This window comes from Bacillus sp. GW823-FHT06A10 (assembly GCF_058795375.1).
In genome coordinates, this window is record NZ_JBXAHT010000001.1 from 1,764,157 (window position 1) to 1,778,930 (window position 14,774).

The window sequence follows — 14,774 nt, forward strand, 5'->3', positions numbered from 1 at the left end:
TTGGATAATTATATATTTTTTAAGAGCACTCTTAGCAAAGAGTGCTCTTTTTCATCAATGTAAATATTTACTTATCATCTTTTTAAAGTGATTTTTATCATAATTTACATATTGCATAGCTGTATTTCGTATTGGATCTCCAGCATAAAATCTTTCATACAATTCGTGTCTAGATCCTAAGGGGCTTCCGATGGTATCCCAGGCTAACTTAAATAATTTTGTGCGTTGTTCGGCATCTATATTAGTTCCTTTAAAGTACTTTTTCAATAAATCAGCTATAGGACTCTGGAAGTTATTTGAGCTCGAAGGAAGTTGAATGAACCCACCTGCTCCAATTAATTGTAAAATTTCTATTGCACGGGGATAATATTTGGAACCAAGATTCCTTGCAGTTTCGATATATTTAAAATTCGGCAAATAAGTTTTCGTTTCATTTGTAGTACCTTCAACTTCAGCAGCAATTAAAAGTGCGCGAATTGTTTCGATTTGCATAATTAATTCCCCAAGCTTCTCTTGAACATGCAAATAAGTAGTAGCACCGATCGCTTCAGCAATTTCACAAGCAATTGCAGTTATAAATTCTAGTTTTACTACTAATCGTACAATTGCTTGATGATAAGCTAAACTACTAGAAGCTATATCTGACTTTAATTTCCATAATGCTTCAGGGTTGTTATACAGTAAGACACGTTCCCATGGTACAAATACATTATCAAAGATTAATAGTGCATCCATTTCATCGTACTGTGAGCTAAGAGGGGAATCAACTGTACTTGAGTTTGCATTCGCAAATGGTTCTCTACAAACCATATGTAATCCAGGGGAATTGGCTGCCACAATGAGAAAGTGAGCTAAATCTTTTTGAGTATCAGTCAGTTTTGCTAATGGATAGATTAATAAATCATTTGAATAAGGAGAAGCAGTACCTACCATTTTTGCACCATTTAAATAAATTCCATCAGAAGTTTCCTTCGTAACTCTTAGTAACCCTAAATTTTTTGCATTCAATATTGATTCTGTAGAACGATTTATTTGTGGGTCACGTTGAACTACACTTAAGAACAAGTGATTATCTCTCGCTTTTTCATAATAAGATGTAATTTTATCTGGAAACTGTGCATCGAATTTTTTATAAAAATATCTTGATACGTACCAGCCAGTAAGTCTCGATCTTGCATAATCAGATAATCTACTCATTACACCGTCTGTAGCATAACTCCACGTTTCAAATGCAGTTCTTCTCATTAATAATTCATTATAGGAATTCGGAACTAAAAATGCAGTATGAACAAATTCTTTCGTTTTTGGGCTCACATATCCAATAGAATCTCTTCGTATGGGGTCATCAAACAATGTAAATAAATTAGAAATGGTACTTAATGTACCTGCAAAATGTTTGTCTGTAGTTACATCTACTTTTTGTCCATAGAGCCAAACGTTACGACCATCTTGTAAGCTCTTTATATAGTAATCCTTCAAATTTTGCATATTTCCTCCTTTTAAAGGCTACTCATATATTTGTACATCTTTTAATGGTGGGGAATATACGTGAAATGTTATTGCTGTTGAATCTGTAGCGTTATACATTTTATGCACAGTATCTTTTTTTACTGTGAAAATATTTCCCTCTGTAAACTCTTCAATCCGCTCGCTATTATTTTCGTACGTTATATTTTGTAGCGTACCATTGACTATTAGTATACATCCTACAGATATTCCGTGATCGTGCACAAAAGTCTTTGCTTTGCTGGGGAATTTTAATACTAAAATCTCTACAAATTCAGACTGATAGATAACGTTCCTTCCGTATTCAAGATTAACTGGTGAAGTAATAAAAGGAGATATTTTATGAAGTGAAATATTTAATGATTGAATAGCGTGTATTAAATTGACCGTATCGTAGTTACATAGGTTATTAAACGTTTTTTGTATGTTATGAATCAATTGCATGTAAAACTTCCTCCTAAGCATGTACAGTAAAAGAAAACCTAATCTAATATTATATAGTGAGTATTGAATTACATAATATTATATAGTGAGTATTGAATTACATAATATTGTATTGAAACATTTCCAAAAAGTGACTTCTTTTACTTAGGAAGTTTATTCGATTTGAAAATTGTGGTAATTCGTTCCGTTAAAATGATATGCTTGAACTATATATTTTTTATCCCGTTAAATCCCGACTGGTGAGGGCTGATAATCAGTGAAGGATGAACAAAACCCCCACTGATTAAAGTTTCACTTTATTGGAAAGGTGATGAAATAAATGGCATTTCTTTTAGTGGAAAATCTATATCAAATGTCTATTGTTTTACTAATTTTATGTTCATTTTGTTTTTATAGATATTTAAAGAAAATAAAAAGGGAAAGAAAGCTTACAGGTTTTGAAATTACGATGTATATCGTGACACAACTTGCGTATTTCATTTGGGCGGCAACAACTTTTCTTAAAATGTTATCAGAATAGTAATTTTAAAGTATTAGACGCTGAACAGAAATGTACAGGAGCATTAAAGGTATAAACTTGGGCAAGGGTAATTTATCATCTATTAGGTAAATAAATTTAGTCGAAATCTAGATGGATAACAATATTACTTATAACATCTTTATAAAAAGAGAGGATATAAATGGAACAATATAAGTTAATTGTAAAAGGGCCTAAACAACTTGAGTGGGAAACAAATGAAATTAAGGACATACAGGACGATGAAATTATCGTTAAAACAATCGCAGGAGCGATAAGCATTGGGGCCGAGTTACCACAGTATAATGGATCCGATGTTACAGATACGAATCCTTTTTATCCAAGAAAAACTGGATATGAAAGTTATGGTGAAGTGATTCAAGTTGGTAATAAAGTAACACATGTAAACGTAGGCGATAAAGTAGTTTCTTTTTATGGACATGAAACGATAGGGATAGTTAAGGGTTATAAAGTAATTCGAGTGCCTAGTTCTATACAACCTAAAGTTGCTTTATTATCTATTCTTTCGTGTGATGCCGCTAGTGGATGTTGTTGAGCCTAATAAAAATAGAAAAGATTTTGCAAAGAAGTTTGGTGCGAAAAACATATATGATCCAGAAGAGAAAATAATAGAAACATATAATTATGGTTTTGAATGTTCTGCTACAAATAGTGGGTTCCATACTTTGCAAAAAGCTCTTAAAACTAATGGTGAAATATGTATACTGTCTGATGGTAATATAGAAGAACTAACATTAATTGCTAACTTTTATCAGAAAGAATTGCAAATCATTGGATCAAGTGACGGATACGATTATCAAAAGCATGCAGATTGGTTTTTTAAAGGAATAGGAAAAACACCATTTATAGAAGAGATCTTTCAACATGAAATACATTATACTTCACTCATAGAATGCTTTGATGAATTGAGTTTAGGGATAATTAAACCATTAAAAGTATATGTTTCATATGAATAACGAAAAAAATAAGCAAATATTTGTCACATACCTTACAAATGTTTCGTCACATTTATGATTACTAAATGAGGAGGAACATATATGAAAATATTTGTAGCAGGTGCAACTGGTGTAATAGGACGTTCTTTATTGCCAATGTTAATAAAAAATGGGCATACAGTTTTTGCGATGATCCGTAATACTTCGCAAGTAGAAGCAATGAAAAAGATTGGTGCCATACCAGTAATAGCTGATGTATTTAATAGAAAGGCTGTATTTTCTGTATTAGAAGAAACAAATCCCGATGTAGTTATTCATCAATTAACGTCATTGTCTTCATGGAATTTTGAGGATAATGCAAAAATTAGAACAAAAGGCACTCGTAACCTTGTCGATGCCGCTAAAAATGTAGGGGTACAGAAAATAATCGCTCAAAGTATTTCATGGGCGTATGAATCAGGGGATACATTTGCGACTGAAAAAGACTCACTACATATTACTGCTTCTATGCCTCGGCAAGTCACTGTTAATGGCATATTGAAATTAGAAAAAGCTGTTACTGAGTTACCTGAATCGGTTATACTTCGTTACGGCACATTATACGGACCAGGAACATGGTATGCGGAAAACGGATTAATAGCAAATCAAGTTCGTAATAATGAAATTATCGCATCAGACGGGATAAGCTCGTTTATACATGTTGAAGATGCTGCAAGAGCTACTATGCTAGCCCTTAATTGGCCTGCAGGAATCGTAAATATTGTAGATAATTATCCAGCAACTAGTAAAGAATGGTTACCAATATATGCAGCAGCGATAGGGGCACCTCAGCCTAAAGTTCAAGATGGGAAAAATAGTTGGGAAAGAGGAGCTTCCAATAATAAGGCACGTAAAGAGTATGGATGGACACCTTTATTTCCATCATGGTCTGAAGGATTTAACAACTTAATAGGTAAGTAAAACACACCTTTGATGGGAATGATAGTAAAATACACCATTAAAGGATTGGGTAGTTATGAATATAATTTTGGAAAGTATTATATTAACTTTTACTGGAATAATTGTTTTGAAAATGACAGGTAGTACATCTGTGAGCCAAATGACAAGAGCTGAAATCATTATAGTTGTATCAATTGGCCGTATTATTGTAGAACCTGTATTAAGTAGAAAAGTAGTCCCATCTATATTTGCGGCTATCATATTTGCAAGCATATTACTTATCATTCATTTCTTTGAATTGAAATCAAGGAAGGTGGAACAATTTTTAAATGGAAGTAGCATTATAATTGTTGAAAACGGAGAGATTGTAAAAGAGAATTTGATGCAGGCAAAAATGTCGGAACAACAACTTTATATGGAATTAAGAGAAAAAGGGATTCATGACGTAAAGAGTTTACAGCAAGTTACAGCGGAACCGAATGGTCGTATTGGTTATCAATTAATAAAAGAAGCACAACCAATAACTTTAGAAATGTTAGAAAAAGTATTAGATCGGTACAATATAAAAAGATAATTTCTCGTGAGAAAAAGCCAATACTATAACGGAAGTATTGGCTTTTTTATTTTTCTACAAACGTAAGGATTAATAAAATAGGGTGGATTTTAAACCAATCATTATAATAGATATAGGCTTATAATTGTGCTATATTCAATGGACTTATAGTGAATGTGGTAAAAAACTAATTTGGCATAGGTAGACGCAGCGTTAAAATTTATAAGTTTTTAATGTGATACTAAAAATGGATTGAAAATAAGGAGATAGATACATAATGGAATTTTGGGAATCAAGTTTTATCGAAAAACAAACGATGTGGGGATTTGAACCTACAGAATCTGCAATTTTGACAAAAGATTTTTTTCTTGAAAAGAACGTTAAGAATATATTAGTTCCGGGTATTGGATATGGAAGAAATGCAAAGGTTTTTATCGATAATGGTATAAATATAACAGGTATTGAAATTTCGAAAACAGCGATCGATTTAGCAAGAGAAAACGGACTAGAAGATGTTAGTATGTATCACGGTTCAGTAAACGAAATGCCTTTTGATAATAAACTGTATGATGGGATATTTAGTCATGCACTTCTTCATTTGTTGAATGAACAGGAAAGAGAGAAATTTATTGAAGATTGTTATAATCAGTTAAAACCAGGCGGATATATGGTTTTTACAACTGTTTCTAAAAAAGCTCCCATGTACGGAAAAGGAAAACAGTTGGATAAAGATTATTATGAGATAATGGAAGGTGTAAAAATGTTCTTTTATGATTCTGAATCTATAAAAAAAGATTTTAATCAATATAGATTAGTAAAAGTTTCGGAAATTGATGAACCAAATAAGAACATGGCAAATAAACCTTCAATCAATTTCTTAATGATAAAATGTAAGAAAGAACGATAACTAAAAGTTATTAAGAATGATTAAAGATGTTTATATATTGATTATGCACAAATAAAAAGGACAAGCATATAATATAAATACCTTTTAACTTTAAGTAACCTTAACTTTCGTTAATAGGGTATCTCAAAATCCCCAAAAGAGCACTTGCGGAAACAAGTGCTCTTTTATTTGGAATTTTAAACCATAAATATTGAATAAAATGTTAAACTGAAAAGAGCACTTGTTTTAATTAAGAGTGTAGTATATGAATGGAGTGTTATTGAATGCAAACAAGAAAAGCCTATCTATATGTATTTGACACGATGTCTGATTGGGAATACGGACATTTAATTGCTGAACTTAATACAGGGAGATATTTCAAAAAAGATGTAGCGCCTTTTAAAGTAGTTACAGTTGGAATAAATAGAGAAACGATTATTTCAATGGGGGGCTTGAATATAAAGCCGGATATTTCCCTAGATGAATGTATCCTTGAGAGTAACGATTTATTAATTTTACCTGGAGGGAATACTTGGAGTGAAGAAATACATAAACCTATTTTGAAAACAGTTGATGAAGCTTTAAAACTTGGTACAATTGTAGCAGCAATTTGCGGTGCAACTATAGGTCTTGCAAATTACGGTTACTTGGATTCTATAAATCACACAAGTAATAGTTTAGAGTATATGAAAATGGTTTGTCCTACTTATAAAGGAGAAAATTTTTATGAAGTGGGACCTGTAGCGTCTAGTAGAAACCTTATTACTGCATCGGGTGTAGCGCCTCTAGAATTTGCCATGGAAGTACTGAAAAAATTAGATGTATTTGCGCCGGATACACTTCATTCATGGTATAAATTGAATGAGACTCATGAAGCAGAATATTTCTTCCAGTTAATGAATTCAATTAATAGCTGAGTAGTATGTCGAAAGAAAATTATATTTTAAATGATGCGAAAACTAATAACAAAATAATTTTATGAAAATAAAAGGTAAGGGTATTCCTATGAATATATGAGGAAATATCCTTACTTTTTATAGTATTATTTCCGAATGACAAATGTAATGGCATTTGTTTTTAATCGAATGTGTCTTTCATTACGAACTATATTATAAGCTAATTCTTTTATTTCAACTTTTAGTTCTTTCCATTCTTTATAAATGCTTTTTAAAGTACTTATCATTTCTTCGGTTAAAAGATTAATTTCAATCGTCATTCTTGTTCTGGCTGTTGTAACATATAAATCAGTTAAGTTAGGTCCACCAAATGTACATGATGTCACATATAACGCAGGAATTGGAATACTTAATATTTGTTCTCCAGTAGAGGGATTCCATCTAGTTATTTTTGAACCTCCCCAATGTGCAATCCATAAACAACCTTCTTCGTCAATTGTCATACCATCAGGTAGACCATCATTTTCAGAGAAAATGATTACATCACTTGGATTATGAATGTCTCCAGTACGTATATTATATTGATAGCGAACCACTTTTTTAGTAGGTGTATCTATAAAGTAAAGGTATGTATGATCAGGTGACCAAGCGATTCCGTTTGAAGTATTTACATGTGAAACTTTTTTCTCTACACTCAAATTATTATGTAAACAATATAAGGAACCTGCAGCATTCATACCGTATGTATCTGTAGTACCTGCCCAGAAACGACCAGCTGGATCACATTTTCCATCATTAAAACGATTTTCTATTAAATGAGGTTCGGGGTCAAAAATATGTGTCAGTTTTTCTGTATTTACATTAATAGAATAAAAGCCGTTTTCCATAGCTAAGAGTAATATGTCCTCTAAATATGGAACAACACAGCCAATTTGTTGATTGAGAGCGATTACTCGGTTCGTATTGGTAGTAGGATTATATATGCATAATTTTTTCTCCATAATATCAACCCAATATAAAAGTTGCTTTTTTTCATTCCAACATGGTCCTTCAGCTAAACTTGCTTTAACATTTAAAGCTAAGTCTATATTACTGAACAAGATGTTCACCTCGCGTTATAAGATATTAATATAATTCGATAAGAATAGAGGTAAACCTTTTAGTCAGAGGATATTATGATTTGTGCTCTAGAAAACTAATCTTCTCAAGTGATTAAAAGGTTTATAAACACGGAGGGGAAAATGCATATGATGTTTTATGAGATTGTTTGCTTTTCTTGTAAGAATATATTTCGTGTTTACGAAGGTAGTGAAAAATATAAGCGATTTAAAGAGAAACCAAAAGGGGCATATTGTTGTGATGAGTGTAGCCACAAAATTCAATTAGAAGCGATAAAGAATTTTTTTAGATAATTTTACGATTTCGATTCGGAAAAGTTTGACAATAAAAGTGTTATAAATTATCATATTAAAAAACTAATATTTAAGGCATAGAAGAGAAGAGTAGTTAAGAAAGAATACGTACAGAGAGCTCTGGTAGCTGAGAAAGAGCGGTATCCATCTTAATGAAAAAAGGCTTGGAGCTGCGCAAGGAACTAATTTATTTAGGGATGGTGCGACGGGTTCTCCCGTTATAGAGATAGGGTATAAGCATATTTTGCCGTACCTGAAGAGGTTAATATGGTGACATATTAACAAACTGAGGTGGTACCGCGAAGCTAACAACTCTCGTCCTCAAGATGAATAATCTTGGGGGTGGGAGTTTTTTTGTTGCATAAAACTGGAAATGAGAAACAAAAAATAATTGAGGTGAGTAATATATGCATTGGGCGTATGAAGTAGCACATGAATTAATTAGGAAACATCCAAATAAAGAAATGTTTGTTTGTGCATCTGGAATTAGTCCGTCAGGTTCTGTTCATATTGGGAACTTTCGTGAAATCGTAACGACTTATTTCGTAGTAAGAGCACTTCAAGATTTAGGGAAAAAGACTCGTTTTATATTTTCGTGGGATGATTATGATAGGTTTAGAAAAGTTCCAAAAAATATTGATCCATCTTTTGCAAAGTATATTGGTATGCCATACTGTGATATTCCAGATCCGTATGGACGTCATAACTCGTATGCGGAGCATTTTGAAAAAGAGTTTGAAAAATCGCTTCAAGCATTTGGAATTGAAGTAGAATTTATTTATCAACATGATGAATATACAAGTGGAAGGTATAATGATAATATTTTAGAGGCTTTGTATAAACGAAAAGAAATATATGATATTTTAATGGGTTTTAAAACTGGAGAGTGTAGTGAAGAAGAGCGAGAGAGCTTTTATCCAGCTGCATTATATTGTGAGAGGTGCGGAAAAGATACAACAACTATTACACATTTTAATGAAGTATTAAAAACAGTGCGGTATGAATGTGAATGCGGAAATGAAAAAGAGTTATCCGTATTAAATACAAATAAAATGAAACTAAACTGGAAAATCGATTGGCCGATGAGGTGGATGATAGAGGATGTTATTTTTGAACCGGGCGGTAGAGATCATTCATCAGAAACGGGTAGTTATAATGTATCAAAAGAAATTGCAAGGAAAATATTCAATCGAGAAGCGCCTCATTACGTTTCTTACGATTTTATTGGTATTAAAGGGAATCATGAAAAAATGTCTAGTTCTTCAGGGAATAGTATTACACCAAGCGATTTATTGAAAGTGTATATACCAGAAGTAATTCTCTTTATGTTTGCAAAATACAAACCAGGCGCTGCTTTTCATATTGGGTTGGATGAAGATGTGATTCGTAATTATACAGAGTATGAGCGATTGAAAGATAGTTATGAAAATAAAACGCTCAAAAATGAAGATTTATTTGATGCAATTAAAATCTCTAGAGTTGATAGTGAGTTTAAAGAATATCCGAAATTTAATCAAGTAGCAGGAACGTTACCATTATTAAATTTTGATTCAACTATTTTACAGGGGATATTAAAGAAAATAGATAGGAGCTATGCATTAGATGAAATGAGAGCGATAAGTAATCGCGCAGAGTATTGGATAAGAAACTTTCAATCTGAAAAATTAATCGCGGTAAATCAGGAGAAAAATGCAGAGTTTTACTACACATTAGATGAAAGGCAGAAAGAATGGCTAGTAGAAGTTTGTAAAATACTTCGTTCTAATAAAGATTACTCTAACTTAATGGAGCAATTATATGCGATTTGTCATCATGAAAATAAAAAAATAATGAAAGAAAATCAAAAACAATTATTCACTATTATATATAAGCTCATTATGAATCAATCAAATGGTCCTCGTATACCATTATTAATACATGTAGTAGGCATAGAAAAATTCATCACACTATTAGATTTCTAAAACACAGTTAAAAGCAACGTAAGTACCAAAATTTCTAAGTACTTGCGTTGCAAATTTTACTATCGTGAATACATTTTCGGACATTCATCACCACTTGGTTCATAAAAACAATGGCTTTTAAACTGTCCTACAAATGGCTGATTATACCATTCAGGTGGACAAGCTCCAACTGGACGGAAATACCAAAGAGCCCATCGTGCAGGCCAGCGCCATTGACCTTGTAAAACTTTTCGTGCGATTTCTTTTTCTGATTCACGAGCGCGTTGATAAAAATATCCATATTGTACTGCTTCAAATCCGCCGGGGCTTTGATATACAGCGTCTCGTACGGTACGGAGTTGTTTAAAATCTAAGCAATCACAAAATACACGGTTTACTACAACGCATCCAACTAACTCCTCACCTTGGCGACCTTCGCCTTCAGCTTCAGCACGAATTAATCGAGCTAGTAAATCAACATCACTTTCGTTGTATGGAATAAGGGGCATAGTGATACCACCTTTCTGTTATAGTAAAGAGTGTATGTTATAAAACAATCTGCGTGCTTTTTTACTTAAAAATAACATTTAATTTTAAGAGGAGCTTGTATAAAAAAAGCTAATTAGTAATAATAGATAAATATAAAAGGGAGAGGTATTATGTATCGAATTCATAAAGACCATATCATTTACTTAATGTCACCAGAAAATAAGCCGTGTATGGAAGTAGAAATTGGGAGCAGTCTTGTATTTGAAACATATGATTGCTTTGAAAATCAAATCGATTCTGAAGATGTTGTGTTTCAAGAATTAGATTGGAACCGAATTAATCCAGCGACTGGACCTGTATATGTTAAAGGAGCAGAACCTGGCGATATATTAGTCGTAACGATTGAAAAAATTGAAATTGCAGAGCAGGGCGTTTTAACTACAGGTGCAAACCTTGGTGTAATGGGTGATGAGTTAAATGAAAATACAGTGAAAATTGTCCCAATACATAATGAATATGTTTTGTTTTCAAGTGAACTACAAATCCCGATTAATCCAATGATTGGGGTAATTGGTACTGCACCGAAAGAAGAGAGCATTTCATGTGGCACACCGCATGATCACGGCGGGAATATGGACTGTAAAGAAATTAAAGAAGGAACAACATTACTACTACCAGTTAATGTCCCAGGAGCACTATTAGCATTAGGTGATTTACACGCAGCAATGGGTGATGGTGAAATTGGTGTTAGTGGTGTAGAGGTTGCTGGTGAGGTAACGGTAACAGTTCAAATTATAAAAGGAAAACAATGGCCATTACCAATGGCTATTCAAAAAGAAAAAATGATGACGATTGCTTCAGAGAAATTGTTAGATGATGCAGCAAATCGTGCTGTACGTAATATGGTGACATTTTTACATGAAGAATTAGCAATGTCTAAAGCTGATGCAACGCTTTTATTATCGGCAGCAGGTAATTTAAAAGTTTGCCAAGTTGTGGATCCGCTGAAAACAGCGCGTATGGAACTAGGAATGGATTATGTGGAGAAACTAGGATTTATTTTTAGTAAATTTCATATTAAATAGATAAGGGACGAAAAAGGATACTTTTGTATAAAAGCATCCTTTTTTAATTTACGGATTTTGTGAAAAGAGGTAGTATTTATTCTATATAAGTATATTTGAGATTGCGGATTAAAAAGGAGTTCAATAATGGTCAAAATTATGATTGTAGAAGACGATATGAAAATTGCAGAACTATTATCGACACATGTTGCGAAATATGGTTATCAAGGAGTTATTGTATCGGACTTTCAAAATGTATTAAACATTTTTTTAGAAGAACAACCAGAGTTAGTTTTATTAGATATTAATTTACCGAGTTTTGATGGGTACTTTTGGTGTCGTCAAATTCGCGGAGTTTCAACATGTCCGATACTATTCATTTCGGCCCGTGAAGGCACGATGGATCAAGTTATGGCGTTAGAAAACGGTGGCGATGATTTTATTCCGAAGCCTTTTCATTATGAAGTTGTAGTGGCGAAAATTCGTAGTCATTTAAGACGTGCATATGGAGATTATGCACCGAAACTAGAAGAGCGAATGATTGAGCAACATGGCCTTTGTTTATATCCTGAAAGACTTGTATTGAAACTTAGAAATGACGAGATTGATATAACGAGAAACGAAGCTATTTTATTAGAGACATTAATGAAAAATTATCCGCGTGTTGTGAGTAGAGAAGTGTTACTTAATAAATTATGGGATAGTGAATCTTATGTTGATGATAATACATTAAGTGTAAATACAACACGTGTGCGTAAAAAGTTACAAATGTTACATATAGAAGGTGCGATTGAAACGATTCGTAGTGTTGGATATAGATTGCATATTACTTGGGATACTGGTATAGAAAAATGATAAGGTTGTTTATACGTGATCATATACCACTTATTTGCTTTACCATAATTCAACTACTAGCTATATTTCTCGTATATTGGTTTGATGGGCATAATCATATTACAACGGCGTTATATGCAATGTTTCTAGGTGTTTTCTTTATGGGAAGTTATTTAATGTTTCGTTATTTTACACATCGTTCTTTTTATGAGCGCTTAGCAAACCCCATGCAATCTTTGGATGAATCTGTTCAAAAATCTGATTTTGCAGCTGTATCGGCTGCTCTTCAAGAATTACTTGAGGTGCAATATAGACATTATCAAAATCAGCTGCAAATGCAAGAGAGAAAAAATAATGACCATTTAACCTTTATGAATCAGTGGATCCATCAAATGAAAACACCTTTATCTGTAATAGAATTAATTACACAGGATGAAGTAGATTCACGTTTTGAAAGTATAAATGAGGAAACTGATCGATTAAAAAAGGGATTAGAAATGGCTCTGTATGTCGCACGTTTAGAAGCGTTTACACAAGACTTTTATGTAGAAAGGGTACAACTACATAAAATAGTGAATGATTCGGTACATGAACATAAACGATTCTTTATCCGGAATTTTGTATATCCAGAGCTTGAAATTGATAAGGATATTACTGTAGAAAGTGATGTGAAATGGTTACAATTTTTAATCGGACAAATACTATCGAATGCGATTAAGTATTCATCAGGTAGTAGAGAAAAGATTAAAGTGAAAGCTTGTAAGGAAGGTAATACAGTTGTGCTTGAAATTATCGATAATGGTGTAGGAATACCAAAGCAAGATTTACCAAGAGTCTTTAAACCTTTCTTTACAGGAGAAAATGGTAGAGATTTTAAAGAATCAACAGGGATGGGACTATATCTTGTATATGAAATTACGAAACAATTAGGACATAGTGTAGAAATCAATTCAGAGGTTAGTAAAGGTACAGTTGTACGAATTAAATTTTTTAATGTGTAGATAAGTGATCTAGGCTAAAAAACTTTGGAGATAGATTTTTTAGCCTTATTTTATAGCAATTATATGAAATAGTAAAAGGTCATCTTAGTATGTATAATGACACGTTAATAAATACGGGTGTTAAATTAGAAGGATTTAATAATAAATTGATAAATAGATTTTGTAAGAAAAAAGCTATCCCTTTGAAAGAGGTAGCTTTATGTATCCATCCTTTGAATAAGTGTATTAACATGAATAAGTATAATGTTCAAATTCGTGATATTTTTTGTGGATTATAATAGAATTAGTCTTTTATTTTTTCATGATACAGTATTGTAATTAAACAAACAAACTTAATAATTTATATCCAATTAATCCTAAAATAGTGATAGGAACCATCATTAAGAAAGAAGAAATTCGATTAGCATTAGAGCGTTCTAATACAAGAATCAAGATAATCCCGACTATGACTTCGGTATATCCAACAGGTAACATGTGACTATAGTGTTCAAAATTTAAAAGAATGTGAAGTCCATCCGTTACAAAAACTCCACTTAAAAGTGCGCTTCCGAATTTATGAAGTGGATTTGTAGTATCTTTCCATAGAAAACCTGCAATTCCAAAGATAGTTCCTCCTATACATGCACATACAATCCATACAGATATAAAATAAATAGAGTGAGCTACATTTTTAATAACTATTGCATAACCATAGTAGCCTAATACCATACCGAGTAGTGCAAGGATACCAGAAAGTATAGCTGAACGCTTAGAATAACTAAAGCTAGCCACAAAAAAGGATGGAACTAACCAAACGCTTCCTAGATTAGCTAATGAATTCCAGTGTCCAGGAAGTATACTTTGCCCCAATTTAGTTAGTATACCAACAATAATCCCTACTATAATCGGGATGAGAAAAATCCTTAAAAACATATTTAACTTTGTGATTTTTAATGTCCTGTCCATAAATTCAATCCTTACATTATTATTTTCTGTAAAGATATAATAGCTTATCACAAGGGAATAATCAATAAAAATTTATCGAAAAACAATAAGTGGTTATTGGGTAACGAATAACATTTTGTTTTTATATAAAATTTATATAAGAGAGAGTGCTTAGAAGTTTACTACTGGGGAAATCTAAAGGACGTATTACAATCAATGTAATTTGTGCTTGTTCAATATGAAGCTAAGAAATGATAAATAAGCCTAAAAGAAAGCAATCTTTTTAACAGCACAAATAATTGCATTTACTCATACAGTACTAGTATGGTACAATATGGTTATTAATGACGGAAAGGAATGATGGGTGGACGATGATTAACTAATCTTATTTTTAAATGTTGAAATGAAATAAA

Annotated in this window: 14 protein-coding genes, 2 pseudogenes and 1 other annotated feature; of the genes and pseudogenes, 11 read left to right on the top strand and 5 right to left on the bottom strand. The window is 32.4% G+C overall.

What is annotated here, in order from left to right:
* Window positions 1–54: 54 nt before the first annotated feature.
* Together AC1Q8M_RS08860 and AC1Q8M_RS08865 are read right to left on the bottom strand one after the other, a co-directional pair.
* The gene (locus tag AC1Q8M_RS08860) at window positions 55–1,488 is read right to left on the bottom strand and encodes a 4-hydroxyphenylacetate 3-hydroxylase family protein (protein WP_492334134.1); all 1,434 of its coding nucleotides are present in this window, start codon (window positions 1,486–1,488) and stop codon (window positions 55–57) included.
* 18 nt (window positions 1,489–1,506) lie between these two features.
* Complete coding sequence (locus AC1Q8M_RS08865; RefSeq protein WP_001176002.1) at window positions 1,507–1,950, bottom strand: cysteine dioxygenase; 444 nt, start codon at window positions 1,948–1,950, stop codon at window positions 1,507–1,509.
* A 319-nt stretch (window positions 1,951–2,269) separates the two neighbouring features.
* Here AC1Q8M_RS08865 and AC1Q8M_RS08870 point away from each other — a divergent pair, with 319 nt between their 5' ends.
* From AC1Q8M_RS08870 to AC1Q8M_RS08895, 6 genes and pseudogenes are all read left to right on the top strand, one after another.
* Window positions 2,270–2,470, top strand: coding sequence for a hypothetical protein (locus AC1Q8M_RS08870; RefSeq protein WP_061660661.1), 201 nt, complete (start codon window positions 2,270–2,272; stop codon window positions 2,468–2,470).
* Window positions 2,471–2,630: 160 nt separating this feature from the next.
* A pseudogene (locus AC1Q8M_RS08875) lies at window positions 2,631–3,444 on the top strand (alcohol dehydrogenase catalytic domain-containing protein).
* Between the two features lie 81 nt (window positions 3,445–3,525).
* Window positions 3,526–4,383 (top strand): NAD-dependent epimerase/dehydratase family protein, encoded by an 858-nt coding sequence (locus AC1Q8M_RS08880; RefSeq protein ID WP_000689430.1) that lies wholly within the window; start codon window positions 3,526–3,528, stop codon window positions 4,381–4,383.
* Window positions 4,384–4,438: 55 nt separating this feature from the next.
* Window positions 4,439–4,936: a DUF421 domain-containing protein gene (locus AC1Q8M_RS08885; protein WP_001021414.1), complete on the top strand. Its 498-nt coding sequence runs from the start codon at window positions 4,439–4,441 to the stop codon at window positions 4,934–4,936.
* 256 nt (window positions 4,937–5,192) lie between these two features.
* The gene (locus AC1Q8M_RS08890) at window positions 5,193–5,822 is read left to right on the top strand and encodes a class I SAM-dependent methyltransferase (RefSeq protein ID WP_061660662.1); all 630 of its coding nucleotides are present in this window, start codon (window positions 5,193–5,195) and stop codon (window positions 5,820–5,822) included.
* A 263-nt stretch (window positions 5,823–6,085) separates the two neighbouring features.
* Window positions 6,086–6,718: a type 1 glutamine amidotransferase family protein gene (locus tag AC1Q8M_RS08895; protein WP_001194780.1), complete on the top strand. Its 633-nt coding sequence runs from the start codon at window positions 6,086–6,088 to the stop codon at window positions 6,716–6,718.
* A gap of 293 nt (window positions 6,719–7,011) precedes the next feature.
* Here AC1Q8M_RS08895 and AC1Q8M_RS08900 read toward each other — a convergent pair.
* Window positions 7,012–7,797 (bottom strand): annotated as a pseudogene (locus AC1Q8M_RS08900) (SMP-30/gluconolactonase/LRE family protein); the annotation flags it as partial.
* Between the two features lie 141 nt (window positions 7,798–7,938).
* Here AC1Q8M_RS08900 and AC1Q8M_RS08905 point away from each other — a divergent pair.
* Together AC1Q8M_RS08905 and lysS are read left to right on the top strand one after the other, a co-directional pair.
* Window positions 7,939–8,109, top strand: a complete 171-nt coding sequence (locus tag AC1Q8M_RS08905; RefSeq protein ID WP_000551042.1) for a DUF2197 domain-containing protein — start codon at window positions 7,939–7,941, stop codon at window positions 8,107–8,109.
* A gap of 69 nt (window positions 8,110–8,178) precedes the next feature.
* Window positions 8,179–8,435, top strand: a binding site (T-box leader).
* 81 nt (window positions 8,436–8,516) lie between these two features.
* Window positions 8,517–10,070: a lysine--tRNA ligase gene (lysS, locus tag AC1Q8M_RS08910; protein WP_098361365.1), complete on the top strand. Its 1,554-nt coding sequence runs from the start codon at window positions 8,517–8,519 to the stop codon at window positions 10,068–10,070.
* A 59-nt stretch (window positions 10,071–10,129) separates the two neighbouring features.
* On the opposite strand, the gene AC1Q8M_RS08915 is transcribed toward lysS, so the two are convergent.
* Window positions 10,130–10,558, bottom strand: a complete 429-nt coding sequence (locus tag AC1Q8M_RS08915) for a cell wall hydrolase (RefSeq protein WP_001128402.1) — start codon at window positions 10,556–10,558, stop codon at window positions 10,130–10,132.
* 150 nt (window positions 10,559–10,708) lie between these two features.
* Here AC1Q8M_RS08915 and AC1Q8M_RS08920 point away from each other — a divergent pair, with 150 nt between their 5' ends.
* From AC1Q8M_RS08920 to AC1Q8M_RS08930, 3 genes are all read left to right on the top strand, one after another.
* Entirely contained in the window at window positions 10,709–11,623 is a 915-nt protein-coding gene (locus tag AC1Q8M_RS08920; protein ID WP_061660667.1) for an acetamidase/formamidase family protein, read from the top strand.
* Between the two features lie 126 nt (window positions 11,624–11,749).
* Window positions 11,750–12,457, top strand: a complete 708-nt coding sequence (locus AC1Q8M_RS08925) for a response regulator transcription factor (protein WP_098236968.1) — start codon at window positions 11,750–11,752, stop codon at window positions 12,455–12,457.
* Window positions 12,454–13,437: a sensor histidine kinase gene (locus AC1Q8M_RS08930; RefSeq protein ID WP_002094028.1), complete on the top strand. Its 984-nt coding sequence runs from the start codon at window positions 12,454–12,456 to the stop codon at window positions 13,435–13,437. The genes AC1Q8M_RS08925 and AC1Q8M_RS08930 overlap by 4 nt, the downstream gene beginning before the upstream one ends.
* A gap of 318 nt (window positions 13,438–13,755) precedes the next feature.
* On the opposite strand, the gene AC1Q8M_RS08935 is transcribed toward AC1Q8M_RS08930, so the two are convergent.
* Window positions 13,756–14,382, bottom strand: a complete 627-nt coding sequence (locus tag AC1Q8M_RS08935; RefSeq protein WP_000376270.1) for a DUF6518 family protein — start codon at window positions 14,380–14,382, stop codon at window positions 13,756–13,758.
* Window positions 14,383–14,774: the final 392 nt, after the last annotated feature.

Excerpts from the sequence above, each read along its gene's own strand:
- AC1Q8M_RS08895 (WP_001194780.1), top strand. The coding sequence starts at position 6,086 with ATGCAAACAAGAAAAGCCTATCTATATGTATTTGACACGATGTCTGAT.
- AC1Q8M_RS08870 (WP_061660661.1), top strand. The coding sequence starts at position 2,270 with ATGGCATTTCTTTTAGTGGAAAATCTATATCAAATGTCTATTGTTTTA.
- AC1Q8M_RS08860 (WP_492334134.1), bottom strand. The coding sequence starts at position 1,488 with ATGCAAAATTTGAAGGATTACTATATAAAGAGCTTACAAGATGGTCGT.
- AC1Q8M_RS08865 (WP_001176002.1), bottom strand. The coding sequence starts at position 1,950 with ATGCAATTGATTCATAACATACAAAAAACGTTTAATAACCTATGTAAC.
- AC1Q8M_RS08880 (WP_000689430.1), top strand. The coding sequence starts at position 3,526 with ATGAAAATATTTGTAGCAGGTGCAACTGGTGTAATAGGACGTTCTTTA.
- AC1Q8M_RS08935 (WP_000376270.1), bottom strand. The coding sequence starts at position 14,382 with ATGGACAGGACATTAAAAATCACAAAGTTAAATATGTTTTTAAGGATT.
- AC1Q8M_RS08920 (WP_061660667.1), top strand. The coding sequence starts at position 10,709 with ATGTATCGAATTCATAAAGACCATATCATTTACTTAATGTCACCAGAA.
- lysS (WP_098361365.1), top strand. The coding sequence starts at position 8,517 with ATGCATTGGGCGTATGAAGTAGCACATGAATTAATTAGGAAACATCCA.
- AC1Q8M_RS08885 (WP_001021414.1), top strand. The coding sequence starts at position 4,439 with ATGAATATAATTTTGGAAAGTATTATATTAACTTTTACTGGAATAATT.
- AC1Q8M_RS08905 (WP_000551042.1), top strand. The coding sequence starts at position 7,939 with ATGCATATGATGTTTTATGAGATTGTTTGCTTTTCTTGTAAGAATATA.
- AC1Q8M_RS08890 (WP_061660662.1), top strand. The coding sequence starts at position 5,193 with ATGGAATTTTGGGAATCAAGTTTTATCGAAAAACAAACGATGTGGGGA.
- AC1Q8M_RS08930 (WP_002094028.1), top strand. The coding sequence starts at position 12,454 with ATGATAAGGTTGTTTATACGTGATCATATACCACTTATTTGCTTTACC.
- AC1Q8M_RS08915 (WP_001128402.1), bottom strand. The coding sequence starts at position 10,558 with ATGCCCCTTATTCCATACAACGAAAGTGATGTTGATTTACTAGCTCGA.
- AC1Q8M_RS08925 (WP_098236968.1), top strand. The coding sequence starts at position 11,750 with ATGGTCAAAATTATGATTGTAGAAGACGATATGAAAATTGCAGAACTA.